Annotated in this window: 24 protein-coding genes and 1 tRNA gene; 10 read left to right on the plus strand and 15 right to left on the minus strand. The window is 61.9% G+C overall.

Annotated features, from left to right (window positions below):
- The first annotated feature begins 3 nt into the window (after positions 1-3).
- A tRNA-Glu gene (locus Q0Z66_RS05965) sits at positions 4-76 on the plus strand.
- Between the two features lie 58 nt (positions 77-134).
- On the opposite strand, the gene Q0Z66_RS05970 is transcribed toward Q0Z66_RS05965, so the two are convergent.
- Entirely contained in the window at positions 135-1,757 is a 1,623-nt protein-coding gene (locus tag Q0Z66_RS05970) for a tyrosine-type recombinase/integrase (protein ID WP_298038918.1), read from the minus strand.
- 178 nt (positions 1,758-1,935) lie between these two features.
- Between Q0Z66_RS05970 and Q0Z66_RS05975 the strand changes: the two genes are divergently transcribed.
- From Q0Z66_RS05975 to Q0Z66_RS05990, 4 genes are all read left to right on the plus strand, one after another.
- Entirely contained in the window at positions 1,936-2,409 is a 474-nt protein-coding gene (locus Q0Z66_RS05975) for a hypothetical protein (protein ID WP_298038921.1), read from the plus strand.
- Positions 2,406-2,882: a hypothetical protein gene (locus Q0Z66_RS05980; RefSeq protein WP_298038924.1), complete on the plus strand. Its 477-nt coding sequence runs from the start codon at positions 2,406-2,408 to the stop codon at positions 2,880-2,882. The genes Q0Z66_RS05975 and Q0Z66_RS05980 overlap by 4 nt, the downstream gene beginning before the upstream one ends.
- Positions 2,882-3,367, plus strand: coding sequence for a hypothetical protein (locus tag Q0Z66_RS05985; RefSeq protein ID WP_298038926.1), 486 nt, complete (start codon positions 2,882-2,884; stop codon positions 3,365-3,367). Before Q0Z66_RS05980 ends, Q0Z66_RS05985 begins: the two co-directional genes overlap by 1 nt.
- A 96-nt stretch (positions 3,368-3,463) precedes the next feature.
- Positions 3,464-6,244 (plus strand): DEAD/DEAH box helicase family protein, encoded by a 2,781-nt coding sequence (locus tag Q0Z66_RS05990; RefSeq protein ID WP_298038929.1) that lies wholly within the window; start codon positions 3,464-3,466, stop codon positions 6,242-6,244.
- 458 nt (positions 6,245-6,702) lie between these two features.
- Here Q0Z66_RS05990 and Q0Z66_RS05995 read toward each other — a convergent pair.
- Positions 6,703-7,853, minus strand: a protein-coding gene (locus Q0Z66_RS05995; RefSeq protein WP_298038931.1) for an IS3 family transposase whose coding sequence is annotated in 2 segments (ribosomal slippage) — positions 6,703-7,583 and positions 7,583-7,853 — 1,152 coding nt in all. Because the reading frame shifts where the segments join, the coding sequence is not laid out codon by codon here.
- Between the two features lie 136 nt (positions 7,854-7,989).
- Here Q0Z66_RS05995 and Q0Z66_RS06000 point away from each other — a divergent pair.
- A complete protein-coding gene (locus tag Q0Z66_RS06000; RefSeq protein WP_298038934.1) occupies positions 7,990-8,244 on the plus strand; it encodes a hypothetical protein in 255 nt (84 codons plus the stop codon).
- 656 nt (positions 8,245-8,900) lie between these two features.
- Here Q0Z66_RS06000 and Q0Z66_RS06005 read toward each other — a convergent pair.
- From Q0Z66_RS06005 to Q0Z66_RS06020, 4 genes are all read right to left on the minus strand, one after another.
- A complete protein-coding gene (locus tag Q0Z66_RS06005; protein ID WP_298038937.1) occupies positions 8,901-9,458 on the minus strand; it encodes a hypothetical protein in 558 nt (185 codons plus the stop codon).
- 256 nt (positions 9,459-9,714) lie between these two features.
- Positions 9,715-10,572, minus strand: a complete 858-nt coding sequence (locus tag Q0Z66_RS06010) for a hypothetical protein (protein WP_298038939.1) — start codon at positions 10,570-10,572, stop codon at positions 9,715-9,717.
- A gap of 284 nt (positions 10,573-10,856) precedes the next feature.
- Positions 10,857-11,225 carry a hypothetical protein gene (locus Q0Z66_RS06015; protein WP_298038941.1) on the minus strand — a complete coding sequence of 123 codons (369 nt, stop codon included), beginning with the start codon at positions 11,223-11,225 and terminating at the stop codon, positions 10,857-10,859.
- Positions 11,226-11,252: 27 nt separating this feature from the next.
- Positions 11,253-12,011, minus strand: coding sequence for a hypothetical protein (locus Q0Z66_RS06020; protein WP_298038943.1), 759 nt, complete (start codon positions 12,009-12,011; stop codon positions 11,253-11,255).
- Positions 12,012-12,124: 113 nt separating this feature from the next.
- Here Q0Z66_RS06020 and Q0Z66_RS06025 point away from each other — a divergent pair, with 113 nt between their 5' ends.
- A complete protein-coding gene (locus Q0Z66_RS06025) occupies positions 12,125-12,361 on the plus strand; it encodes a helix-turn-helix transcriptional regulator (protein ID WP_298038945.1) in 237 nt (78 codons plus the stop codon).
- A 56-nt stretch (positions 12,362-12,417) separates the two neighbouring features.
- On the opposite strand, the gene Q0Z66_RS06030 is transcribed toward Q0Z66_RS06025, so the two are convergent.
- The 7 genes from Q0Z66_RS06030 to Q0Z66_RS06060 form a co-directional block, all read right to left on the minus strand.
- Positions 12,418-12,756 (minus strand): hypothetical protein, encoded by a 339-nt coding sequence (locus Q0Z66_RS06030; protein ID WP_298038948.1) that lies wholly within the window; start codon positions 12,754-12,756, stop codon positions 12,418-12,420.
- Between the two features lie 3 nt (positions 12,757-12,759).
- Complete coding sequence (locus tag Q0Z66_RS06035; protein WP_298038949.1) at positions 12,760-13,122, minus strand: hypothetical protein; 363 nt, start codon at positions 13,120-13,122, stop codon at positions 12,760-12,762.
- A 93-nt stretch (positions 13,123-13,215) separates the two neighbouring features.
- Positions 13,216-13,692, minus strand: a complete 477-nt coding sequence (locus tag Q0Z66_RS06040; RefSeq protein ID WP_298038952.1) for a hypothetical protein — start codon at positions 13,690-13,692, stop codon at positions 13,216-13,218.
- Between the two features lie 47 nt (positions 13,693-13,739).
- Positions 13,740-14,942: a hypothetical protein gene (locus Q0Z66_RS06045; protein ID WP_298038954.1), complete on the minus strand. Its 1,203-nt coding sequence runs from the start codon at positions 14,940-14,942 to the stop codon at positions 13,740-13,742.
- Positions 14,943-15,925: 983 nt separating this feature from the next.
- Complete coding sequence (locus Q0Z66_RS06050; RefSeq protein WP_298038957.1) at positions 15,926-16,411, minus strand: hypothetical protein; 486 nt, start codon at positions 16,409-16,411, stop codon at positions 15,926-15,928.
- Positions 16,412-16,424: 13 nt separating this feature from the next.
- Positions 16,425-17,777: a hypothetical protein gene (locus Q0Z66_RS06055; protein ID WP_298038959.1), complete on the minus strand. Its 1,353-nt coding sequence runs from the start codon at positions 17,775-17,777 to the stop codon at positions 16,425-16,427.
- Entirely contained in the window at positions 17,770-18,108 is a 339-nt protein-coding gene (locus Q0Z66_RS06060) for a hypothetical protein (protein ID WP_298038960.1), read from the minus strand. The genes Q0Z66_RS06055 and Q0Z66_RS06060 overlap by 8 nt, the downstream gene beginning before the upstream one ends.
- Positions 18,109-18,628: 520 nt before the next feature.
- On the opposite strand from Q0Z66_RS06060, the gene Q0Z66_RS06065 reads away from it, so the two are divergent.
- Both Q0Z66_RS06065 and Q0Z66_RS06070 read left to right on the plus strand, forming a co-directional pair.
- On the plus strand, positions 18,629-19,240 hold the full coding sequence (locus tag Q0Z66_RS06065; protein ID WP_298038963.1) for a hypothetical protein: 612 nt from the start codon (positions 18,629-18,631) through the stop codon (positions 19,238-19,240).
- A gap of 56 nt (positions 19,241-19,296) precedes the next feature.
- Complete coding sequence (locus tag Q0Z66_RS06070; protein ID WP_298038964.1) at positions 19,297-20,529, plus strand: adenine-specific methyltransferase EcoRI family protein; 1,233 nt, start codon at positions 19,297-19,299, stop codon at positions 20,527-20,529.
- A gap of 29 nt (positions 20,530-20,558) precedes the next feature.
- Here the strand turns inward: Q0Z66_RS06070 and Q0Z66_RS06075 are convergent, their stop codons facing one another.
- A complete protein-coding gene (locus tag Q0Z66_RS06075; protein WP_298038966.1) occupies positions 20,559-20,918 on the minus strand; it encodes a transposase in 360 nt (119 codons plus the stop codon).
- A 22-nt stretch (positions 20,919-20,940) separates the two neighbouring features.
- On the opposite strand from Q0Z66_RS06075, the gene tnpA reads away from it, so the two are divergent.
- A complete protein-coding gene (gene tnpA, locus Q0Z66_RS06080) occupies positions 20,941-21,357 on the plus strand; it encodes an IS200/IS605 family transposase (protein WP_298038968.1) in 417 nt (138 codons plus the stop codon).
- A 138-nt stretch (positions 21,358-21,495) separates the two neighbouring features.
- Here the strand turns inward: tnpA and Q0Z66_RS06085 are convergent, their stop codons facing one another.
- Positions 21,496-24,537 carry a CAP domain-containing protein gene (locus Q0Z66_RS06085; protein WP_298038970.1) on the minus strand — a complete coding sequence of 1,014 codons (3,042 nt, stop codon included), beginning with the start codon at positions 24,535-24,537 and terminating at the stop codon, positions 21,496-21,498.
- Positions 24,538-24,595: the final 58 nt, after the last annotated feature.

A 24,595-nucleotide genomic window follows, 5' to 3' on the forward strand; every position in this document is an offset into this window, starting at 1 on the left:
CCTGGCCCCATCGTATAGCGGCCTAGTACGCCGCCCTCTCACGGCGGTAACGCGGGTTCGAATCCCGCTGGGGTCACAACAGAAAAATAGCCCCCGATCCCTTGGAAACACTGGGATCGGGGGCTTTTTCGTTTCTACGCGACATCCCTCCAGAGCGGGTCGTCGTCCGGATTTGGACACGTTTTGGACACACGCCGCGAGAAGTCTGTGTCCTCGGACATGGCTCGCACACGGTTATCGAGGCGAATCGCCACGTCGTCGAGGTCATCTTCGAAGAGGTCTGCGTACACGTCTAGGGTCACTGACGCCTTCTCGTGCCCAAGCGCGCGCTGGAGAGCCTTCACATTCGCGCCCTCCGAGATCGCGAGGCTCGCATAGCTATGACGCAGTTCGTGCGGTCGCACGTCACCGAGGGGCTTCGGGGGAATCTCATCCCGCTCGGCAGCAGTCTTCGCTGCTAGGGCATCAAGCTCTGCCACAGCGGGTGTGAGCCAGCCTCGGCGGAAGCTTGCGTTGCGGAGCCACGTTCGCGTGCGCACGCCGACGAAGAGCGGTTCCTGTTCCAGCACCCGGATGGCGTCGCGAAGAATCTCTGCCTGGCGAGGGGCTTTCGCAAGCTGCTTCTCTAAGCTCGCGATACGTGCAGGGATGCGCTCGACGTTCAACTCCAGACCCTCGATGCGAGGAAGGTTGCTCAACGTCTTCGTAGCGACTGCGATGCGTGCCTCGACAGGCTCGGTAGGCATTCCGGCTGCCCTACGCGCTTCGCGGTCGGCTTCAAGTCCGGCGATGCGGTCGGTGAGCGTTGTAACCTTCCCTCGCACCTCCGCGAGCCGTGCAGACAACAACACACCCCGCTCACGGACACGCTCAAGCTCGGTGCTCTTCGCGTCGAGCAGCGCAAGCTGATTCTTGAGGCGTGCACCATCGACGGCAAGCTCTTCCCGGCGGCGCACGACGTGGACTCGGAGAAGGTCGACCAAGAACCCTGGAATAGGGACGTTTCGCACGGCGTACGACTTCGGGACGCCCTCGGTGGGAACACCGTCGACCAGAACGACAGTGTGCTCGATCGTGAGGCGTCGCCCCTTGAGGTCGATGTCGCGGATGCGTAACCCCGCAAGCTCACTCCACCGCAGACCGGTGTACGCGAGGAACGGGACTATGAGGTCATAACCGTGCTCGGCACCGTCATTCGTGCGCCCAACGATGTCATAGAGCGCGGCGACCTGATCGTCGGTGAGATAGCGCTTGGGACGTTTGACGATGCGTGGCTGTTTGACCTTGGCAGCAGGGTTTGTGTGGATGCGGTTGTGCTCGATGGCGTATTCGAAGATTCCGCGTAACACGGATACGTGCTTACGCACCGTCTCCGCTTCGCCACCAAGCGAGCGAATCCACTCATGTACGTCACCGCGCGTGACAGCGCCGATGCGGTGGTCACCAAGGTCGGGAATGATGCGCTTGCGAACGACGCCCCGCACGCGAGAGAACGTCGAGCGCTTGGTGGCGGGGTCAGTCTCTCGTGAGATCAGCCACTCCTCGGCGACGGATGCGAGGGTGACCCGACCCTGAGCGGGGTCAACGAACGTGCCCTGAGCGCGCTTCACCTCCATCTCAAGCTGAAACGCCTTCGCGGCGGAGCGTGTCAGGAAGCCACCCTTCGACCCCTGCGTGCCGCCAGGCTTCCAGTAGCGAACCTTGTAACGCACACCCTTCTTGGTGTCGTACGGCTGAATCCCGTTCTTCGATGCCATGTTCATCCCTTTCGATTGCGCTTACATCATGGTCGGGATGTCACCAATCGGAATTGAGGGGAATCTGGAGAGGCGGTTTCAAGCCGCCCGACCATGATGTCGGTGTCCGATCCACTGAGGCGGCGTTGCGATAGTTGAGTGCCGTGACGCCGCCTCTCCTTTTCACCGATGGAGTTTCATGAGCGACCGCCACCGAGCCACGCTCTACATTGAGCATTCGGTGCTCGCATTTCCCGGAACCGCTTCGCATGAGTGGCGCTCCGAGGTATCGAGCGTGCTCGACCGTGCGCGCATCTGGTTCCCGCTGTCTGTCGTGCTCGTGGGTCGTACTCGCCTCGACCCGACACTCCACCAGGCGCTCCACGAACTGCCCGCCGACCGCGCGGTCTTCGGCGGTGCGCGGGGTCTCGCCACCGCATACCTGAGCGCCGTCCAGCTTGACCGCGCAGATCACCCAGCAGACCAACTGTGGTTGCTCAGTACCTCTCTCCATCACGGGCGTCCAGCGAGTGCGAACGCCGCGCTCGACAAACTGTCGCTGCACGCGAAAGTGCGTGTGCTCGGGGTACGGAGCGATGTCGTGACGCCGCTCGTACCTGACGATCTCGAAGAAGTCTTTGCCGCCCACGCACGAACCCTGGAGGAACGATGAACCGCATCGCCGAGGTCGTGCTCATTGAGAGCAGCGCCTTCGATTCTCCATTCGCAGACCCTCATGAAGTGGTCGAAGGGGCGCGTGAGTTCGTCATCGAGCTACAGAAGTGGCTACCTGAAATCAACGTCGTGCTCGTCTTCCCACGCGCAGAAGTCATCTCGCCCTACCTGCGCGATCTGCGCACGCACCTTGATTTGGTCGGCGTCCGCGTCGCCACGCGAGTGTCGAAAGATGACCTCTCGCACCGAGAGCGGATGCGCACGCGCCAACTATGGGAGGTACGCGGAGTAGGTAGCCCTGGCGGGCGTCTCCCGTTCCACCCCCAGCCAGATCGTCGTCGAGTATTTGACGTTGCGCTCGGCAAGGTCGTCAATTGGCAGACCGTCGCTGACGCGGTGATCCAATATGCGGCGGTCATGGCGATCCCGGTTGGGACGCTGCCGCCATTAGAAGACGAGCGCGAGTTCTAGTGCTCACGCACGACATCCTTAGCGCCAAAGGCGGGGTGCTGTGGTTGGGTGCGTATGAGCGCGGAGAACCGGTGGCGAGCGTTTCGGAAAACGAAACTCTAATGCTCGACGTTCCGGGTGCCTTCTTCGCCGACCTGCTCACCACGACCCACCTCACCGCCGACTTCTTAACGCTTTCCCCGTACGAAATCACCAGCGGGCGATTGATGCCGCATGGGCGCGTCGCGGTCACGGTGCGGATCACGGGTGAGCCGATCGAGTTTGTGGAGTTCACGGACGCTCAGGTGATCTCACGCTCGGAGGATGCGCTTGAAATCCTTGCTCCAAACCTGCGCGGCAACGATCGGTTCCTTGCACTCCTCGGCGATCGCTTTGTCACACTGCAATGCAGCACCCGCGAGCCGGTCGATGCGCCGCCGTGGTCGTGGACGCCGGAGGGGTGTCAATGGTGGAGTGCGCGGTTCGCGGTGTGTTCGGCGCGTTGAGCTAGCTCAGTGGCGACACGGGGGTGGCGGCTCGGCTTCTTTGCGCCTACTCGATAGATTGATTCGGAGTGTTCCTAAACCGAATCGAGTGCATCCGTGACAAACGAAGAAGTCAATGTCAGCAGCATCCACGATGTGCTTGAGCAGTACCGCAGAGTCGCCTTCGATGAGTACGACAAGGGTGCGCACTTCGAGCGTTTGATGCAGGCGTTTTTCAAAACCGAACCGCAGTACGAAGCGCTCTACGACGAAGTGTGGCGTTGGACGGAGTACCCGGAGCGTGGGAACCGTCCCGACACTGGGATCGACCTGGTTGCGCGCAGCCGTGACACTGGTGAACTGACGGCTATCCAATGCAAGTTCTTCTCTCCGAAGACTTCGATCACGAAGCCGATGCTCGACTCTTTCCTTTCGGCGTCGGGCAAGAACACGGCGGATGGTGCGCCTGAGTTCACATCGCGACTTATCGTTTCGACATCCGACACCTGGAATAAGAACGCAGAAGATGCGATCACAGATCAGTCGATCCCGGTGGAGCGTCTTCGCGTCCAAGACCTCGATGAGTCGTCGATCGACTGGTCGCAGTTCGTTTGGGGTGAGCCAGGAAGCCTCTCGAAGAAGAAGCACAAGACGCCGTTCGATTACCAAGAGACGGCGATCTCGAACGTGCTCTCCGGGTTCGAGGAGCACGACCGGGGCAAGCTCATCATGGCGTGCGGAACGGGGAAGACATTCACCTCGCTGCGCCTCGCTGAGAAAACCGTCCCGCTCGGCGGTACGGTGCTGTTCCTTGTGCCGTCGATTGCTCTTCTTTCGCAGACCCTCAAAGAGTGGACGATTCAAGCTGAGGTGCCGCTGCGTTCGTTCGCGGTCTGCTCGGATGTGTCGGTCGGCAAGCGACGCACGGAGGAGGACATCCCCGTGCGCGATCTTGCATTCCCTGCAACGACCAACGCGACGGCACTCATCCATCAGTTCGACCAGGGTGACGCTTCGAGCAAGCTGACGGTGGTTTTTTCGACTTACCAGTCACTTTCGGTCATCTCGAAAGCTCAGGGGCTCGGGCTGCCGGAGTTTGACTTGATTATCTGCGACGAAGCCCACCGAACCACTGGTGCGGCGATGGCGGAAGAAGACGAGTCCGCGTTCATGAAGGTGCACGACCAGTCTTTCGTGCAAGGCGCAAAGCGTCTCTACATGACCGCAACCCCGCGCATCTTCTCGGACGGCACACGTAAGAAGGCGGGCGAAATCGGAGCGAAGCTTGCAGACATGGACGACGCGAGCGTCTACGGTCCCGAGTTCCACCGCCTCGGATTCGGTGAAGCAGTAAGTATGGGACGACTCACCGACTACAAGGTGCTCGTGCTCGCCGTAGACGAAGACTTCGTGGCTCGGGAGTTCCAGACACTCATGTCGCAGGACGGCTATGAGCTTGCGATGGAAGACACTGCCAAGATCGTCGGAACATGGAACGGCTTGTCGAAGCGCTCTGTGCGCAAGGACGAGTACGCGGATGACCCGGCTCCCATGCAGCGCGCGGTCATGTTCGCCAAGGACATCGCAACCTCACGGCGGCTTTCCGACGCATTTCAGCACGTCATCGAGGGAGAAATCCAGCGGATTGAAGCGTCCGGCGAAGACACCTCCAAGCTCCTGCATACTGAATCGCGGCACGTAGATGGCACGCAGTCGATGCTCGTGCGCAACGAGAAAATCGACTGGCTCAAGCAAGCGTCGCCGGAGAACACCGTTCGCATTCTCTCGAACGCGAAGTGCCTCTCCGAGGGTGTAGACGTTCCCGCGCTCGACGCCGTCATGTTCATGAACCCCCGCAAGTCTGTGGTCGATGTCGTGCAGTCGGTCGGACGCGTCATGCGGAAGATGAAGGGCAAGAAGTTCGGGTACGTCATCCTCCCGATCGCAGTCCCGAGTGACGTGGAGCCGGATCAGGCTCTCAACAACAACGACAAATACCGGGTGGTCTGGCAGGTGCTCCAGGCGCTCCGGGCGCACGATGAGCGCTTCGACGCCGAGGTCAACAAGATCGACCTGACCAAGAAGACGAACCGGCTCATGGTCGATGTCATCGGCGCAGGCGGCGGCAAGAACGAAGACGAGGAAGACACCGCCACCAAGGGCGCGGACAAGATCAACACTGCACTCCAGCTCGACTTCTCAAAGATTGAAGCGTGGCGGGACGCGATCCTTTCCAAGATCGTGCAGAAGGTAGGGGAGCGGCGGTACTGGGAAAACTGGGCGAAGGATGTCGCCTCGATCGCCGAGGCGCACACCACTCGCATCAACGCGCTCGTCAACGGTGACAGCAAGCTCATCCGTGAGGAGTTTGAGGCGTTCACCGAGGGGCTGCGCCTCAACCTGAACCCTGACATCTCGCATGATGATGCCGTGCAGATGCTCTCGCAACACCTCATCACCCAGCCGGTTTTTGATGCGCTGTTTGAAGGATACGAGTTCTCCGAGAACAACCCTGTCTCGCAGGTGATGAACAAGATGGTCGAGGCGCTGGACGAAGCGAATCTTGACACCGAGACCGTGAAGCTAGAGAAGTTTTATGAGAGCGTGCGCACTCGTGCGGCGGGCATCGACGACCCTGGTGCGAAGCAGACGATCGTCAAGGAGTTGTATGAGAAGTTCTTCTCCACTGCGTTCTCGAAGACGAGTGAGAAGCTGGGCATCGTCTACACGCCGAACGAGATCGTGGACTTCATCATCCACAGTGTCAACGACATCCTGAAAGACGAGTTCGACAGTTCCCTTTCAGGCGAAGGCGTGCACATTCTCGACCCTGCGTTTATGCGCAAGTCGGGTGCCTCACGAGACATCATCGAGTCCAAGCTAACGATTGCAGCCTGAGCTCCGAAGCTCCTGCAATCAAGCCCGATGAGTGACATCGTTCTCGGCGTGGCAGCGTGGCAGCGTGGCTACAACCGGTCGATCCAGGTGTCTTCCTCGCGGTCAGCCCAAGAATCCCCTGTGCTCTCCTTCCTGGTCCGGTGGATTCTTCCGGGGAGCATCGAGATAAGTGTGTTGGCCACTCTGGAGTCGATTTCTGCAACGGCCGAAACTCGGACACCCGTCAACTCGTGCACAACCTCGAGCTGTCTTTTCGCATCGGAGATCGCGAGTTGAGCGAACAGACCGCGGATGATCTCACGTTGCGATGCAGTCATGGGTCCCGCCGTCCGGGCGCTAGGAACCATTGGGGAGTCGATATCGAATTCGAAGAGGCTGTCACTCACTTGACTATCCTGCCGTGCCGCACTCGAGTGAGTCATGACGACACGTGGGATGAAGGATCTGAGCCGCCCCCTTCATTCGGTCCGGATGCTCCGTGAGTCGTCGGTTTCCATTTGATGGGTGCACTGCTGAGCGTACTCGGCTGGGGGTAGGTAGCCGAGCGAGGAGTGCCGGCGGTGATGGTTGTACTCGTCCTTCCAGTCGCCGATCACGACCTGCGCGTGCAGCAGCGAGTAGAAGCTGTTGATGTTGAGGCACTCGTCACGGAGCCGGCTATTGAACGACTCGACGTACCCGTTGCGCCACGGCGAGCCCGGTGGGATGTAGGACAGGCCGGTGCGGGTGCCTGCCCAGTCGGCCATCGCTTCGCTGATGAACTCCGGCCCGTTGTCGGATCGGAGCACCGCCGGGGCGCCCCGGGCGGCGACGAGGTCCTCGAGGTGGGCGGTGAGCCGGTCGGCGGTAATCGACCGTTCCACCAGCCCACCGATGCACTCCCGGGTGTGCTCGTCGACGATCGAGCAGATCTTGATCGGTCGGCCGTGCTCGTCGGCGTCGAACTGGAAGTCCACCGCCCACACCACGTTCGGCGCGTCCGCCGTCGGCGCGTCGACGGTCGAGGACCCGACGCGCTTGCGTCGACGCCGCTGCGGGACCCGGAGCCCTTCGTCACGCCACAGGCGTTGGATCTTCTTGTGGTTCACCACCCACCCCTCGGCGCGCGCATCGTGATACGCGCGTCGGTACCCGTAGCGGGGGTGGCTCTTCGCCCAGGCGCGCAGCCAGTCCCGCAACGCCCGGTCCGGGTCCGTGACCGTGTCGGCGTTGAGTGGGCGGCGGTACGCGGAGCGGGACAGCCCGACCAGACGGCACGCCATCCGTTCACTCACCGGCAGTGTCCTGATCAGGTGAGCGACGGCGGCGCGGCGCCTGCCCGGGCCTAGAAGTTTCCCTCAGCCAACTCCTTGAGCGCGGCCTTCTCCAACTCCGCCTCCGCGAGCAGCCGCTTCAGGGTCGCGTTCTGCTTCTCCAGCTCCTTCAGGCGCTTCGCGTCGTCGGCCTTCAGACCGCCGAACTGGTTACGCCACCGGTAGTACGTCTGCTCGGACACCCCGAGCTCCCGGCACACCGCCGCGACGTCCTGCCCGTCGGCGAGCATCCTGTCGGCCTGCCCGAGCTTGCGGACGACCTGCTCCGGGGTGTGACGCTTCCTGCTGTTCGACATGATCTGACCAGTCTCCCTGCCCGAACCCTCGGGCGACAGGACGACTCTCACAACCACCGGACCTACGAAACGGGGTCAGCCCACCCTTCGTGGTGAGGAGTGCCGCCTTCATGCGTGCGCGGTACTCGGCAGTTGCGTGACCCTCTCGCTCCAATACGAACGGTACGAGCAAATGACCATCGTCTGTTGGCTGCGCAACGTCGATACCGAGCCGCACGGCGAGTCCCGTCGCTTCGCCATTCTCAATCTGGTCGAGGGCTCGGTCGTTCAATACGTCGAGGGGGAAAGTGTCCGCATCGCCCTCGTTGCGGATAGGGAACTTGTTCGCCCCTACCGCCCAGATGCCGAACTCCCATTTGACCAGCTTGGTTGCGAACGCGAGCAGTTCTGACTGCTGTTCTTCGTTTACGCCGCGCTTCTTCCGTGCCATTTCGATCCGATCCACTAGAGCTTCATCATGTCAAAGTCTAGACGAAACTAGACACTAGGTCAAGCTCGGGTGCGGAGTGGGCTGTGGGGTTGCGCTCGCTGTTTTTTGCGTTGGCGGGTAGGGCAGGTAGGGGATCGCCCCGCCTGGCTGTGGCGGAGTAGTCGTCTTGCGAGACACGTAAAACAGCGTGGAATACGGCTCTCTAACGACTACTTCTTCTCAGTCAGTTAGAACTTCATTTTCCTACCCGCCCTACCCGCCAACCCTTCCGATCCCTGTGTTTTCAAGGGTTTCCTGGCGGGTAGGGACTACCCGCCTCCTACCCGCCAGTACCCGCCAAAATGGGGTGCGGCGGGTAGAGCGGGTAGGGAAAGAGGTAGAAAGGTGTTTCTAGAGTTCTTCTATACATCGGGTTCCTACCCGCCAAAACGGGTTCCTACCCGCCAAAACGATGCGCCCTACCCGCCGAAGGCTGAGTGGATTCGGGGCAGAAATAAGCAGGGATTCTCGTGCGTCACTGGTCAGTGCAAGGAGAGAACGGTAGACTGTAGGTGATCTGAACCACAGGTTTCAAGAACCCCGGCAAGAGCTTCATCACTCCGCCGGGGTTCTTTCTGTCACTGGACGATCGGCTTCCCGTTGGCGTCCACGGCGATCACTTTTCGTCCGTCGAGCACGATCTGTTTGACCTTCCCCTGCTTGATCCATGTGTAGAGGGTGGCTCGACTGATGCCCAGAGCTTCCGCAGCGGCAGTCATGGGGAGACCGCCCTTGACGTTGACTCGGGGAATCCTCCCGTCAATCGGTGCGCTTGCGCGACGGCGAAGAACATCCTCGTCAAGCCCCGTAAGCTTCGCGACGCCAGACCAGTCGAAGCTCGCTTCCGATGTGGCACGCTCCAGCCAGCCATCGGTGGCGGCTGCTGCTTTGCGTTCCGTGCGTAGGGAACGGATTACCATGCGCTCAACGTCGGCGTCAGCCTCGGGGTCGGCGATGTTGGCGGCGGCGTGCTCTTGTACGTCCATGAACTCGTCGTAAGACGCGGGGATTTCTGCGAGGCGGTCTGCGAGCCAGGTCGTCGTTAGGTCTGGGTCACCAGAACTCATCGCTAAGACAAGTCCGCGCAATTTCTCATAGCGGACGCCGGAAGGGAGGTCAGAGGAAGAGGAAGTCACACGTCTATCATGGTCGGTTCTTAGACAAAAGGCGACACTAGTCTGGTGGATCGGAGGGTATTCTTCTGTGCACAATCATCGCGAGTGCATAATGGCTGGGTCGATCGCCTGCGGACATTCCGGAGTCCCCGGCACTCTGAAGTCAAGATCGGCAAGCGCCCGTCGCATCGCGTCTTTTCTACTCACCGTTGGTGCTAAACGCTGTCCCCAAACCGTCGTGGTCCTACTTCATAAGAAGAACGTCCACTTCTGGTGATTAGTCGAGCACCTTTTCGGGAGCCTGGTCAAGAACCGAGAAATCCAGTTCTACGACGGTGCGCCGGAGGGCAACCGAGTTGCCACGGAATGCTGCTTCCAGTTCGAGCAGCAAGTTGAGTTCGCTACTACCGTCCTTCGCGGTGCCTTTGATCTGCAATACCGAGTGTCCGTCGTTGTCGTCCCAGTCCAGAAAGTTGCGTTCTTGTAGAACCCCCAGAAGCTGTCGATACTCTTCCCGATCGATGTTCGTGACGATCTTCTCCACGGCGATCGCAGATGCCTCCAACACTTGACCCCAACCTCCGCCAGGTTTGCTTTGCCCGATTGCGACGACAAGTATCTGACGTGCCGAGGGAGGCAGTTTCGCGAGACGGTCTATGGCACTACGTACAGCGGCTAGTTCCTCGTCGTGAAAATCATCGTCGGGCTTGATTCCGAAAGCGTGAAGACTAGTTGGGTAGGTCGGCTCCGCGTCTGTAAGGTCGCCAATTTCCTCCGACATCTGAGAGATGGCGTCTCTGAACTTCGCCTCGTGTTTCTCTTTCATCGCGCGAAGAGCTTCAACTGTGAACTCCGCAAGGCGCTTCTTGTCGTCTACCTCTATGTGGTGGTTGGGGCACATCAGCATGAGGTTGGCGACTGCCCGCAGGTCTTCATCGCTGAGCTTCTGGTTGTGGCGCGCCGAAGATTTTCCCACGCCTTCGATGTGCGCAATCTGAGCGACGTAACTGCCCTTCTTGTTAAGCAGTGGCTTTGAGCATCCCGGAAAAGCGCACTGGTTGCCCGAGTATAGGAAGAGTTCGCGAGTGATCTCCGACTTGGGGCGCTTGCGTGTCGGGTTTGTGTTAACAGTCACGCGCCCAGTGTACTGAGCCCCCGCATCAGGCACAATCGCCCTTAGCGCCGTGACACCCGCCAGCCCGTCAAAGCCGAGATCAACGCTCCACGGAGCGCACAGCGGCTCGTATAGGGGTGAATGTCAGCCGCTTGGTATATGGGCGACCACGATCGCGCGGGTTGGTTGTTTCACATCCTTTCGGAGCCCGCGCGGTCACCAAAGATTTGAACCCCCGGACGCCTGGTGTGGCACTCTCCGGGGGTTCTTCTATACGTGGCTGTTCTCGTTAGATGCGGGGATAGTTACTCACCCACCACGCTCACAACACAGCTTCCGTCCTCGCTGACAATAACCGTTGCGGGGTACTGGGGGCGATTGGTCTCTGAAAGGAGAGTGGTGGTGAGCTTGACCTCCCACGTGCCGTCCTCGATTTTCATGGTCGAGTCGACCTCAACGTCCCAACGGTTCGCGTCGGGTTCTGGTTCTGAGAAGGAACCCTCCTCGCACAGGAAGTCAGCGACGCGAGCATCGCTTATCCCAGTTGAGGCGCGGGCAAAGTTGTAGGCGGTCTGCTCAGCGCGGTCTTCGGCGGAGCCCGAGCATCCTGTAAGTGCCGCGATCGCGGCAATGCCAATTACTGTCATCGACGCGGTTCTGGTTGTTGTCTTCATTGGTTTCCTCTCGATCAACGGTAGGGTTTAGCGATAGCCATCGCCGAGCGCGTCCAGCATGTTTTGTATAGTGACTGCGCCGCTGTCGATGGCAGCTTGAAGCTTGTCGGCGGCGGCGGTCATTCCGTCGGTGATTGAAGCGTTGCGCTGCTTCTTGATGCCCTTGGCAACTTCCTCCCGAATACGATCAACGACCGCAGGTGCGTCGGCTAGATAGGCATTTTCTGGATTCGCATCCGCCGCTTGCTTAATTAGGGACTTGGCATCACGTGTTTCGCCCTCCACGGCGCTCGTTGCCTCAGTGAACTGACGGATCTCGTCTTCGAGCTTCTGCGCGAACAAAATGTAGTCGTCCTCGGTGCCTTCGGTGAGTTCCGGTTTGCTTTCGGGGACTTGCGGTGACAGCGGGACGAAAGCATCGTCACCCTCAGTAATTCCGATCGAGGTGTGCTCCAGGCTGAGCGAATCAAGTTGCCTCCAAACTGCATCCATATCGGCACCGAGACCACCATGCACGGGGTCGTATTCTGCGGCATCGACCACGCTCTCTAGCTCCGTGACCACGGCTTCCACTTTTGCTCGCGCAGCAGGAGTCTTTGCGATGATCTCGTCGCGCTCCTCGACGGCAGTGTCAAAGGCAACCCTCGCGCTGTCCCAGTTTGCTGATGCCGCCTCATAGCTTTCCCGCGCCTGCGTGAGTTCCGCTGAGGGACCGCACGCAGTCAGCGTGGTTAGGGCGGCTATCGTCGCGGCGGTGAGAGCTAAGAACCGTTTCTTCTGGGTCATGCGATCTCCTGGTGAGAGGGGGGATAGTGGACACCCGACGCGGTACAGTGTGTTGTGCCTAAAGTATAAGGTGTTGTGCTGTACTCAAAGTGCCCGCACGCTCGACTAGAGGGATGCTCCATCAAGAACCCGATCTGACGCGCCTGGGCGCCATCTTTAACGACCACCGTGCAACGTCGGGTCTGACTTACGACGAGCTTGCGGAGAAGTCGGGGCTCTCGCGGCAGACGCTACTCAACCTGGCAGCCGGGAGGTTCAACGGTGACTTGCGCACATGGATGCTCTTGGCGAAGGCGTTCGACACGTCCCTCGACGCGATGCTCGATCCTGCGTGGAGCGATCACAAGTAGATGCTTCGGACAAGCTTCAAAGCCGTCTTCGGTTTGATCCACTTGGCGAACATCGGTCAGAGCCAGATACCTCTTTTTCGAAAGTACGCCCACGCATGACGCGGAGGATCAGTAAGAACCAGCGGAGGTTCAATGATCTCTTTGAGCTTCGGTGACTCCAGACCCCGCAGGTTCGGGTAGTCGCGAAGCGTCCGCGCATACTGGCGCTTCAAGATCAGAAGGTGCCGCATGAGGTACTGCACCTCGAAGGACAACCCGCTCAAGTCGATCGCCGCAATCTCTTCGCGGCGGTGCACGCGCTTCGGCTCGAACATTCGATCCATGTACCGATACGCACCGTAATACGCATCGGGCACCGGGTCGCTCTGATCTCGCGTGAGCGCGGAGTTCATCATCCGTCAATCATGGTCGGAGTCAGGGGCGTCCGTCCCCGAAGTCGCAGGTAGCAGGATCACCCGCTCAACACCCGGAAGGTGCAGCCCGATCAGCGCAACCGTCGCATCCACACCGCCGTCGTAGAGCGCTGTCGCCGTCACGGAGTAACGAAGACCCCAAGCAATCTCGCCGTCGATCCGCACATTCGAGACGAACTCTTCCGACAGTCCGTCTCGCGCGAACTGCGGCGAGTGGAGTACCTGGAGGGCGCTGGCTTCGATCTCGGCAGCGAGCCCCGCGTACATCTCGTCGGTTGGCTCAAGTGGTGCGAGCTTTTCGCGCAGGAGGTCGAGAACGCTAAGTCGGATTTCCTCGATCATTGTCATCTCTCAATCATGGTCGGACTAGGGGGTGTCCGTCCCCTCTGATCGCTCGTATTCAAAGGGCGGGCGCAATCGCCGGCCGCGCCACTCACTCGGTCAGATGCGCGCAGCCACCGCGCCGATCACGAACGCTGCTGCGTCGGCATCAGCGGGCTCCGGGTGCTCCTCGGCAAACCCGCGTTCGGCGCGCTCATACAGGTCGCTCTCCGTCGCGCCAGTCGCCGCCCACACCTCAGCAATCTGCTGGTCGGCGAGGGCTTCCTTCACCCAGGCACGCGAAGGGTCGTGCTCATCCGCGTCGTGGAGGCGCTGGAAGCGCAGCGCCGACACCGACGCATCAGCGCCGCTTGCGTCGAGCCCGAGGCTCCGCAGAAAAAGCTCGTGACGCCGCCGCGCATAACCGCGATCGGCGGCTGCGTCGAGGTCAGCTTGCGTTCGTCCGCTGTGCCAGTAAGTCTGAGCACCCCACGCAAGCATCTGCTGATAGGGCGTGAGCGGCTTACCGCCGGACGTATCGTCTTCGAGGCGGGCGCGAGCTTTCGACCGGCGACGACGCATGACGCGGGCGGTCAAGGAGTCGTGGGAGCAGCGGCGTCCGCCCTCAATTAGTGGTCTGCACATTAGTTGTCCTGTCCCTTCCTTTTCACGAGCAAATGCGGGAGAGCTGCGTCGATAACGCGCGTCTCCCATCCGGCTGCTTCGAGATCGAACCGGAGCGACGCTTCTGCGCGACGTGGAGCGCGGGCGGCGTCCTGGTTCACCCACGACCCCATCGCGCCCCTGTCCGTCCCCTGCGGGGCTGCGCCTCGCTCGGTGTAGAAGGCATCGAGTCGACCATCCGGGAAAGCGCGTACGGCGGTCGTCGGGGCGACCCCGCGCGACACCAGATAACGGCGCAGGAAGATCGCCTCGACGTTCTTGTCCCGGAGCGCGCTCCATACCTGTCGCTGCCACTCTGCGAGAGCGGGCATGTCGCGGGGTGCAACACCGTGGGCGTCGATGTACTTACCAACTCGCTTGCGCTGTGCGGCGCGAGCTTCAAGCTTCTCAACCCGTTCCTCGTCGAAGTGCTCGACGACCGTGAAATGCTCGCGCATCGCAGCGGGCATCTTGTCGTCAGCGGGAAGCGAGAGCGCAACCCACTCAACGAGCCCATCCGCGTCGTGTGGCGGAGCCCCGTGCGCAGCGATCCATCGCAGGATTCGGTGGTTGCGGAAGACGCCATCGCGCACGGTCTGGTTGCGCTCCTCTTCCCAGAGGCGCTTACGTAGTTCCGTGGTCAACGCCTCGGCGGCGAAGCGCTGCACGGCAGGGTCGAGGTCGGCGGCGCTCTCAGTAGCGGACTTGACGAACGCTTCGACTGCGGGCGGTAGCGCTCCCTTGCGAGGGATGTCGAGTGAGTCCACCCACGCGTAAGCAGCTTGCTTCCGCTCTCGGTTCTCTGCGCTGTTAGTCGCGCGAACTGCGGCGTGCTCCTGACGTTCCGCTTCCGCTTCGCCCCGCGCTTGCACGACCCCTACGGTCTCCAGGGTACGGAGCGCTTCGAGGAGGTCGTCTGTACCCGCAAGTTCGCGCATCCGAGAGCGTGCGCGCGAGGAGCGGGACGCGGGGATCGTTGCCTTGCGGATGCCGAGCGCGTCGCACAACGACACGTACCAGGCGTCGTAACCGAGGTCTGTGTAGGAGAGCGCGGGACTGCGTACCGCGTAAAACAAATCAGTCAGCACACTGTCCGTACCCGCACTCAGGTCAGCGATGAGCGATTCGGTCTGCTCGGTGACGAGCGCGGGGTCGACCTTGCGGAGCCGCACTCGCGTTGGCACTCCGGTCTGTTTCGCAGAGATGCGGAGGAGTCCGCGACTAGCGAGTGAGTCAGCTCGGTTGGTGACGCTCTTCTGGGTGCTCCCCATCATCACGCTCAGCGCGCGAGTCAGGAGTGCACCATCCTTCCCCGACTCCATCATGTCGAGTGCAAGGAGTGCGAAGAGCGCAGCTTCGGGGGCGGGCAAACCAGAAGACAACCCACGTACGACACGGAGGGCTGAGCGTTCGCGAACTTTCTCCGGGGTGTATGACGCAAGGTACGACTCAGAGCGCTCATAGAGACTCTGAAACGTCCCCTTCGAGGAAGCGGTCGCACGCACCTCCGCATTCCCACGACTTCGCAGCCACGCTCGCACCTCGTCCGCTGGGACGTTCTTCGCAGCCGCCAGCACCGAGAGGATTACACGGGCGGGATCGCCGACGCCCACGGCACGCTGCGCACCGGACAGCGCACTGCCGAGCGTCTTATCTAGCGTGGTGAGCGATGCGATGATCTTGCCTTTCATTGCGTGTATTACTACCTCTGTCTATGGAGAGCGCTTTGCGCTTTCTCCATAGTACATGATGGAAGGAATTGCAAGCAAGAGAAAGCAGAAAGATTCTCGCAATCGTCTCCCACGCGGAGATAGCGACGGCTCACGCAAGTGATGCGATGACCGGGGTCGCCAAGCGGGAGACGGAGGCGACCGGAGAAGCACGCACGAGGAATACGCACGGGGCGGGCGTGAAGCGGGGGCGTCCCATTCGACAGAGGGGTCGGGCAGGCTTCGTCGGTCGAGGTGTATCGAGAGTGCAGTTCGTCCCGTTCTCCGTGGCGGGGTGCGGTGCGGGGGCTCAGTGGAGTGCGGGTGAGGGGTGGCGGGGGCGGCTGTCCTTGCTTACCTACCTCCCTCTCACCTGCCCCATCCTCTTCACTGAGCGGCTGGCGAATGCAGACCGGCTCCACACTGAGCGGTCGGTGGCGGCGCGGATCGGGGTGCGATCAGATCAGGTCGGCTTCGTACTGACCGACGAGGTAGCGCTCCCTGAAAAAAGAGATCGGCTGCTTGTCTCCATTTGCCATTGTCGTTATATGGCTCAGAAGCTTCGCGTTCTCATCTGTACCGAGGCTCCAGTCAGCGATCCGCGCCATTTGAACAGCGCGTGTGATGTCTCGGGCGAAGATAGGGTTTGCGTGCGTGGGGTGCAGGGTCTCCATGCGCCGGAACTCTTCCCAGTGGAGACGGTCGATCCTCTCCCTGTCACCGTCGTACTTGTACTTGAGGTCTGCGTCGAAAGACGTCATGTGGTCCCTAGCCCACTCCGCCCGTGCAGCGCCGTATGCGTCAATGAACTTTGACACTGTAGCGTCGTCGATCTCGATGTCCTCGTAATAGTCGATGACTGCCTGTGCATCTTCGAGATACGGAGGGTAGAGGAACGATCGTCGCGCGGGGCGGTGACAAGTTGGGCAATGATCTCCGGTCATGCGACCAGCCTAGTCAGGCTCCAGCCCGCAAACGAATTGGCAACCGATCCGGCGCGAAATGCTTGGACTGCGCGCGCGTCAGCACTCTCGGCTCCACCCGGATACCGCGATACTCCGACCGCTCCCACATCATGTCCGCAACCTCGGTCGCCTGCCGTCGTGCACGCAACCAGTGAGGGTTACCACGGAGCGCCGCCATGTTGTCGGCTGCCGCGAGGAAGTACGCCGGGTCGCGCGGCTCGAAACCCAAGTCGTAGGGAGCGAGGAAAGCCGACCGCTCCCACGGCGATGAGGGGTCGCCAACAGCTACATCGACTTCCAAATCGAGGAAAGCATCGGTCATCATCCCACGCTCCGGGAACCACTCACGCCAGTCAGCGACGCCGATCCGTGCGGCGGTGCGATCACCGTTGATTCCGGGGAACTCGCGCACGGCTGCACGCACGGTGTGAAAAATCCCGTTGCGCGTGTTGTACCGCTTGCTCGCGCTCGTGTCCGGGTGGTCTGCTGCAACGAAAATCACCACCAACCCCGACCTATCCAGACGACGCTCGTGCAAGAGCTTCGCCCACCGCCGAACCTTCCCCGCAAATGCGGTGCCCCGGCTCGCGGTGATCTCGATCGCGATACGCAGTCCGTCCTCACGCACGACCACGAGGTCTGCGCCCGCGAGCATCGTTCGCTCTGGTGCGGGGTAGCCGAGCCCCGTGTACCCGAGCAGTTCGTGCGTCGCCAGCTTCTCACCGAGCACCGCCTCCACCTCCGTGTACTCCGCCAACCGCAACCCAAGCTCGGTCGCGAGAAGGTTGTGGCGGGTGTACTGCCGCGATGCGTCGAACTGCATCCCGCCGGTTACCGAGACCCACTCCGGGTAGGTGATGCGGGGCTTCACGTTCTTGTCGAACGCGTTCGTCGCGGAGGGTCTGAGCGTGCGTACATTGCCGACCATCCCCACGTCAATCAGCCTTGCTGCGAAAAGGTCGTCCAGTGCTTCACTGCGCCCTACAATCCCGCGCACGCCGGTGAGCGCCGCAACCTGTTCCGCCGTCCCGGTGCGCCACTGGTCGAGTGCGCCGAGGATGTTGAGCGTTGACTGTTGCGCACGCCGACCAGCAAACCTGCGCTCCAACGCTTCACCAGGATCAGCGAGCATGGCGGCGCTCGCGCGCGCTGCACCCACTGCGACACGGCGCTCCAACGCGTCCCGCTCTTCCCAGAGTGGCATCTGCCCGATGCGCCAGAGCGCATCCCAATAAGGATCGAGTCTTCGCGGGGTTTGTGTCGCGGTCACTGGGTTGCGTGACGCGATGGAGTCGAACGGGCGTGGCATCCCGACCTCGCGCTTACCTACCGGCATATCAGCCATGACGATCTACCTTCCCGAGAATGCGCACGATGCGGCGTCCCCGATACTCGACAACGACATGCTCGTACTGTGCGAGGTTCGCCGCGATGAACGCTGCGCTCTCTGGCACCGTGCGCGCATAGTCACGGATGCTGAGACCGGACAGAGTGGTCGGTGCAGGTGCGCCTTCGGAATAGCGGTAATGAGCGCCGGTCGCGGTGAGCCCGATCGCGTCGGCGATCTCTTCCCACGAGTGACCGGCGGCACGCGCTTCGTGTACTGCACGGCGCTCGTCAGCCTGCGCGGCAACGAGTGCGGCGTGTGCAGCGGCAAGGTCAGAGAGGGTGCTCATGTACCCATTTTACGCGAGTTGTTCAGGAAACTGTAGAAGATGCGAGGGGTGATGAGCGTCGGGGCAGATACTCACGCGACCCACGCAGGTAACTCGACCGGAAAACGCCGGTGGCGGGTGCTCCGCAGTGAGCCGCCCGCACAAATGTGTATTCAGAGGATGTTGGGTTTTCGAGGAATTGAGACTGAGCGTGGTGGTTTGAGATGGGGAGGGTGAGTGGAGAGGAGAGCGAGAAGAGACCAGACTGAGTTACAGAACGACTCTTTTTCATCACTTCTCCGCGACGTTCGCCCACTGCGTGCGCTCACGGCTCGCCCTACGGGCTCGCTCGCTCCGTCGCCTTTGGCTGCGCCGCTGTTTCTGAACCACGCAACGCACAACGAGACGAGAACGCACCGCCCCACGCGCGAGCACCGGAGGTGCGAGCATCTTGTATAGGCGCTGCCGCGTTCGAAAAGCACCGGACGTGCTGTCGCACTCGTGGATCGCTGTCGCGTTCGATCCCGACCATGATGTCGTCATGAACAGTGACCGGACACCCACCCTCGACGACCTCGTCGCACTGCGGGTGCCGGAGGTGCGCCGACGCACGCTGCTCGCCGCGTTCGACCGCGCGCGACCGGCATCCTTTTCTCCGTACGTCACTGGCTCCACGAGGCTCGATGCAGAGTCGGTGGCGAAGCTGCGCGAGACGTTCGAGACTTTCCCCGGAGCACTTCGCCTGCCGGAGGTGCGCCGCACTCTCGGCATCCGCAAGGGCACAACCGGCGACGCTTTCGAGAAGGCGCTGCACGAGCGGCTGCTGCGCATCGTTGATGACGCGGTCACGATCGCTACGACGATCCAACGCGAGGCTCGCGAGCACCCGCCGCTCGACCTCGCTGACCTGCCGGGGGCACCTGTTCACGACGATGGCTACCCGGTTGCTGCGGCACGTTACGTCGCGGCTCACGGTGAGGCATACGGCATCCTCAACGTCGCGAGCTATGCCCCTTCGACCGGAATGCTGATGACGCAGGAGGTCTGGAAGTATCCCGGAGGCGGACGCGGTGGAGAGTGGCGTTCGCAGCACATCGAAGACTTCGTCGGCGATGGTTGGGTGCGCGACCCCGACCCTGCGAGACTTTCGTAATCGACTGCGCGGCGGGTCGACCTCTCGCGGGACACAGCGTGTGCCAGCTTTGAGGCGTGACGGCAATACCTAACACGAGCCTCCCCGAGAGCGCGAAGGCGCACATCGCGGAATCGGTCGAGCGGCTGATCGAGAGCGAGGGTATCCGCTTGCAGTCGCAGAAGCTCTACCCGAAGACTGCTGCGGGTCTTCGTCTCGCACGCCTAGAGGTTGCTCTGACGATCGGCGCGATGGATGTCGTGGAGCACGCGGTCGCGATTGCTCGTGCGAACGGGGCAACGTGGGATGACATTGCGAAGATCGCGGGGCTCTCTTCGAGAGGGTCGGCAGCACGTCGATTCGGCAGTTTGCGTGGTTCGGAAAACGAAACACCGGCGCGTGCTGCGATTCGGAAACTGAACCGCGCTAAGCGCGCGAAAAACGATGACTTTCGCACCCGCCTCGTCGATGTCGAGAAGGAGCTTGCGCACTACCCAGATGCGTTCCGGGGAAAGTCCGTGCTTCTGCCGTGCGATGACGTGGACGGTGCCTTCTGGCACTTCTTCGACGCAAACTTCGATCGGCTCGGTCTGACATCTCTGACTGCCACGAGCTTCGTTGAACCGGGCGCGAAGGCTCCCTGGGCGGAGGTTGCCGTGCGCAACTCTGAGGGAACGTCCAGATCGTCACTAGATGGCAAAGGCGACTTTCAGTCCACGCAGGTGCAGACGCTTATCGCGGCTGCCGATGTGATTGTCACGAACCCGCCGTTCAGTGAGTTTCGCGAGTTTGTCGGCACGCTGGTCGAGCACGACAAGAAGTTCATCATCCTCGGCGGGATGAACTCGGCAACGAACTCCGGGGTATGGTCACTGATCCGCGATGGGGAGATGTGGCTGGGGGCAACCGCCAATGGCGGCGCGATGCCGTTCATTGTCCCGAGCGACTATCACGGATCAAACGTCCGCTTCGATGACGAAGGGCGACGATGGGTTGGCGTGGGGGTGCGGTGGTACACGAACCTCGATGTTGACCGGCGACACGCTCCACTGCCGTTGACCGCGCAGTACGAACCAGAGCACTATCCGAGCTACGACAACTACCCGCAGGCGATCGAGGTCGGCAAGGTCGCAGACATCCCCGCCGACTATTCCGGCGAGATGGGCGTCCCGATTACGTTCTTGGGGCGTCACGATCCCGATCAGTTTGAGATCGTCGGATTCTCGCGAGAGCTTGTTCGAGAGAACGGCTTTCGAGTAGCGGGGCGGGCGCTTTATGACCGCATCGTGATCCGACACGCAGTTTCGTAAAGCGAAACATCTACAACTAGTCCGAAGCGTCACCCTGGAAAATCTTTACCCCTGATGAGGGGTGTTTTTGGTGTGCGCAAAAGGTGCTTCCCGCTCAAGGAGTCGAACCAGTTTCGGTATGCGCGTTCGGCTTGGCGAACACTCTGCTGGAGCACAACGGACGAGACCTCGCTGAGCCAGGCGCGATCGGGTGTCGCCTTCGCGCCGGTAGTGACCACGCTGGCTGTCTTCGAGAAGGAAATGTCCTTGTGCTCGCCCGCTTCGCGCAGGCGTGCGCGCTCGGCGAGAAAATCGTTGTAGACCACGCGCGCGCAACCAAACGATCGAGATAGCGCACGGCGCTGATCTCCAGATGGATACGCACGGTATCCATATCGCTCGGTTGTCATTTCTCTAGCCTATCATTGGTCTATGACATCAAATGAGTCGATCAGACGAGGCAGACACGTAGTTTCTGAGCTATACGCACACTTGGTCTTTGTCACTAAATACCGCCACGCGGTGTTTTCTGGCGAACACCTTGAACGGATGGAGTCCATTATTCGCGAAGTGTGCGAAGACTTCGGCGTGACTCTCTCTGAGTTCAACGGGGAGAGCAACCACGTTCACCTCCTCGTCGAATATCCGCCAAAGGCGGAGCTATCGAGACTCATCAACTCCCTCAAGGGAGTGACCTCCCGGCTCCTCCGTAAGGAGTTCCCCGCACTCGCGACTCACTACTGGAGAGCGAAGGTTCTCTGGTCGCCTTCCTACTACGCGGGCTCGGCGGGTGGAGCATCACTGGAGTCCGTGCGTCGCTATATCGAGGGTCAGAGCCGTCCTGCTTAGTCACATCGCCTGATTCACCCCCGCCGTGAACGACGGGGCACTCTCAGGCGAACTCAGTAGCATCCGGGGCAGACCTTTCGCGCGAACGACAACAGCCGCCAGGATCGAAGCCCTGGCGGCTGTTGCGTGCGTGAGCGGTTAGCTCATGCTGGAGTTCAGGCGACGGCGCTGACGGACACGCACCGACATCAGTCCGGCTCCGAGGAGGATCGAGATGCCAGCGATGCCAGCGAGCCCGAGACCGTCCTCCGATCCGGTGGTGGCGAGCGTGGTAGCGCCTGCGGCACCCTCCGCGCTCATCGCCGCGAGCACCGCGTTGGCGGCGTTCTCACGGTCGATCTGCGCCTGCTTGAGCGCGGCGAGGGCATCCTCGGCGCTCTTGAGGTTAGCAACCGCCTCGTCGTAGTTTGCCTGCGCGACCGCGAGGTCAGCGTCGGCGACTGCGAGCGCCGCCTGGGCGGCTTCGAGGTTCGCGAGAGCCTGGTCAGCGAGAGCCTGGGCTGCGTCGAGTTCAGCCTGAGCGGCGTCCACACCGGGCTGAGCCGCCGCGCGAGCGGCGTCCAGTGCGGCGTTCGCCGCGTCCAGTTCGCCCTCGCGCTGGGTGACGAGATCGGTCGCGTCCGACTGAGCGGCAACGAGTGCGTCAAGCGCGGTCTGCGCCTGGTCACGCTCGTCGGTCGCGTCGGTGACCGACTGCTCCGCGTCTGCCAGCACCGACTCCGCGTTGATTGCGGCGGTGAGGTCAGCCTGAGCGGCGGCGTTTGCCGACTGTGCTGCGTCGTACGCCGACTGGCTCAGTGCGAGCGCGTCAGCCGCGTCCGATGCTGCCTGCTCGGCGGCATCGTAGTCAGCCTGAGCGGCGGCAAGCGCCGCGTCGGCATCAGCGAGAGCCTGCGAAGCGTTCGCGAGATCGCTCACGCGCTCGTCGGCGAGAGTGCTCGCGGTGTTGGCGTCGGCGAGTCGCTGCTGGGCTGCCGTCTGAGCCGCCTGAGCGGATTCGAGGCTTCCCGTGGCGACCGCGAGGTCAGCCTCGGCACCGTTCGCCGCCGACGACTTCGCGTTGAAGTCGGTCTGCGCAGTTGCCAGAGCCGAGTTCGCCGCCGACGAGTCAGCGAGAGCGTCCGCCAGGGCGGTGTCCTTGCCGTCGAGCGCCGCGATGGCGTCCACGAGAGCCTGGTCAGCGTCCGCCTGAGCGGTGATCGCATCTGCCGCCGCCTGAGCGGTGGTGTCGCGTTCCGTCTCCGCCGCGTTGAGCGCATCGAGAGCCGCCTGAGCACGCTGACGTGCCGCGTTGACCTCTGCGATCGCGTCGTCGTATGCCGAGGTGGCACCGTTGACCTGCGACTGGTAGGCGAGGAGGTCGGCGAGGTAGTCTGCCGCCGACATCTTGCGACCGTGGTCGAGCGACTTGACGCCATCTCCGTTGTTGGCGGTGGAGATGTTGCCCTGACCACTCATCACCTGACCCTGCGTGGTGCCCGCGTTGCCGAAGCCGGTCAGCGAGGTGCCAGGGGCGATGATGTTCAGGTAGTGACCGATCTGAGGGTACAGAGCCGGGTAGTTCATCTGGATGCTGATGGGAGTCATCGTCTCCAGTCCGGGGTAGTTCCCCGAAGCAACGGCGTTGTCGAACTTGACCTTCTCCTGGTCGTACCAGCCACGGAACGGGCTCGTGTTCGGCGACGTGCCGGTGTAACCCCACGCCAGGTTCTCGGTGGCGTTGAACTGGTTGGAGTGACCCATCACCTCGTTGGCGCGGTCGGTGTTCGCCATCGCGATAGCCATCAGCGTGTCCGATACCTGCCACGGGGTCAGACCCAGCGACTCGCGGATCGCGTTGCCTTCGCTGATGTACTCCAGCGCGCGGATCATGTTCTCGATGCTGGTGGCGCTCGTCGCCGCACCGAGGTCGATGCTCGACAGGTACTTCGTGAACGCCGGGTCGGTGAGCACGTTGTACGCGCTCGTCGAGCCCATCGTCTCGAAGTAGCCAGCGGCACCCATTGCGATCAGGCGCTCGGCGTTCTCCGCGAGCACCCGAAGGCTCTCGGCGGCGGCTTCCGCGTCAGCGAGTGCGGCGTTCGCGGCGTCGCGCTCGGCGAGAGCGAGGAGCAGTGCCTCAGCGGCGGCGTCCTTCTCTGCGCCCGTCGTGAGGACGAGGGCGTTCGCGGCGTCGACCACGCTCTGCGCGTTGTCGCGAGTCGCCTGTGCGGCGACCTGCTCGGCGGTGGCAGTTGCCAGCACGCCCGCTGCGGCGTTCGCGGCTGCCTGGGCGGCGTCGCGGGTAGCCTGCGAGGCGTTCTTGTCGGCGAGAGCGGCGGTCAGTGCCGCCTGAGCGTCGTCGTACGCGCTCTGTGCGCTCGTCTGCGCGGCGTTCTTGGCGTCGAGGTCGTCCTGGGCGTCCAGAACCTCCTGGCGCGCGTCAGCGGCGTCCTGCTGAGCCTGAGCGACCTTTGCCGGGTCGTTCGCGTCCTCTGCCGCCTGCTCGGCGCGCTCCTGGCGATCCTTGGCGTCGGTGAGGGCGGTGTCAGCGAGGTCTTTCTCCGCGTTCTTGGTGTTGGAGTTCGAGGTGCTGGTGTCCAGTGCGTCACGAGCGTCCTGCTCAGCCTGCTCAAGTGCGTTGTAGTCGTGCGTGTCCGCCTGATTGCGCTTGTCGGTCGCGTCCTGCGCGGCGGCGTCGCGCTCGGAGGTGCGGTCGTCGAGGTTCTGGTTCTTCTGGTCGAGAACGTTCTGCTGGTTCTCGGCGGCGTTCTTCGCGTCGAGGAGAGCCTGCTCGGCTTCGGTGAGCTTATCCACCGCCTCCTCGACCTTCTCCTTCTTGTCAACGACATCAGGAGTGTTCTTGGCGTCTTCGACAGCCTGGGTCTTTTCGTCAACGACTCCGTTGGCGTCGTCATATTCAGACTGCGCCTGGTCAACGTCGTCTGCGGCGTCATCGCGGTTGCCCTGTGCCTCATCGAGGAGATCGCGGGCTTCGTCAACGAGCACCTTCGCGTCGTCGATGTGCCCCTGCGCTTCGACCTGATCTGCGGGGATGCTTGCGTCTGCGGTCGTGGTGGTGTCCTCCACTGCTGGAGGTGCGGTGTCGTCGGCGACGGCAGCCATCGAGCCCAGCGGGACGCCAACGAGGGCGACTACTGTTGCGGCGGTGGCTTTCGCCCCAAGGTTCATTTTCTTCATGGTGTCAGCCCGTGGAGGCTACCTTTCTCTGTGGCGTCTCAGCGAGACTGGAGGAGTG

The sequence above is a fragment of the uncultured Microbacterium sp. genome, from assembly GCF_947632095.1.
GTDB lineage: Bacteria > Actinomycetota > Actinomycetes > Actinomycetales > Microbacteriaceae > Microbacterium.

Excerpts from the sequence above, each read along its gene's own strand:
- Q0Z66_RS05970 (WP_298038918.1), bottom strand. The coding sequence starts at position 1,757 with ATGGCATCGAAGAACGGGATTCAGCCGTACGACACCAAGAAGGGTGTG.
- Q0Z66_RS05975 (WP_298038921.1), top strand. The coding sequence starts at position 1,936 with ATGAGCGACCGCCACCGAGCCACGCTCTACATTGAGCATTCGGTGCTC.
- Q0Z66_RS05980 (WP_298038924.1), top strand. The coding sequence starts at position 2,406 with ATGAACCGCATCGCCGAGGTCGTGCTCATTGAGAGCAGCGCCTTCGAT.
- Q0Z66_RS06015 (WP_298038941.1), bottom strand. The coding sequence starts at position 11,225 with ATGAAGACAACAACCAGAACCGCGTCGATGACAGTAATTGGCATTGCC.
- Q0Z66_RS06020 (WP_298038943.1), bottom strand. The coding sequence starts at position 12,011 with ATGACCCAGAAGAAACGGTTCTTAGCTCTCACCGCCGCGACGATAGCC.
- Q0Z66_RS06025 (WP_298038945.1), top strand. The coding sequence starts at position 12,125 with ATGCTCCATCAAGAACCCGATCTGACGCGCCTGGGCGCCATCTTTAAC.
- Q0Z66_RS06030 (WP_298038948.1), bottom strand. The coding sequence starts at position 12,756 with ATGATGAACTCCGCGCTCACGCGAGATCAGAGCGACCCGGTGCCCGAT.
- Q0Z66_RS06035 (WP_298038949.1), bottom strand. The coding sequence starts at position 13,122 with ATGACAATGATCGAGGAAATCCGACTTAGCGTTCTCGACCTCCTGCGC.
- Q0Z66_RS06050 (WP_298038957.1), bottom strand. The coding sequence starts at position 16,411 with ATGACCGGAGATCATTGCCCAACTTGTCACCGCCCCGCGCGACGATCG.
- Q0Z66_RS06055 (WP_298038959.1), bottom strand. The coding sequence starts at position 17,777 with ATGGCTGATATGCCGGTAGGTAAGCGCGAGGTCGGGATGCCACGCCCG.
- Q0Z66_RS06060 (WP_298038960.1), bottom strand. The coding sequence starts at position 18,108 with ATGAGCACCCTCTCTGACCTTGCCGCTGCACACGCCGCACTCGTTGCC.
- Q0Z66_RS06065 (WP_298038963.1), top strand. The coding sequence starts at position 18,629 with ATGAACAGTGACCGGACACCCACCCTCGACGACCTCGTCGCACTGCGG.
- Q0Z66_RS06075 (WP_298038966.1), bottom strand. The coding sequence starts at position 20,918 with ATGACAACCGAGCGATATGGATACCGTGCGTATCCATCTGGAGATCAG.
- tnpA (WP_298038968.1), top strand. The coding sequence starts at position 20,941 with ATGACATCAAATGAGTCGATCAGACGAGGCAGACACGTAGTTTCTGAG.
- Q0Z66_RS06085 (WP_298038970.1), bottom strand. The coding sequence starts at position 24,537 with ATGAAGAAAATGAACCTTGGGGCGAAAGCCACCGCCGCAACAGTAGTC.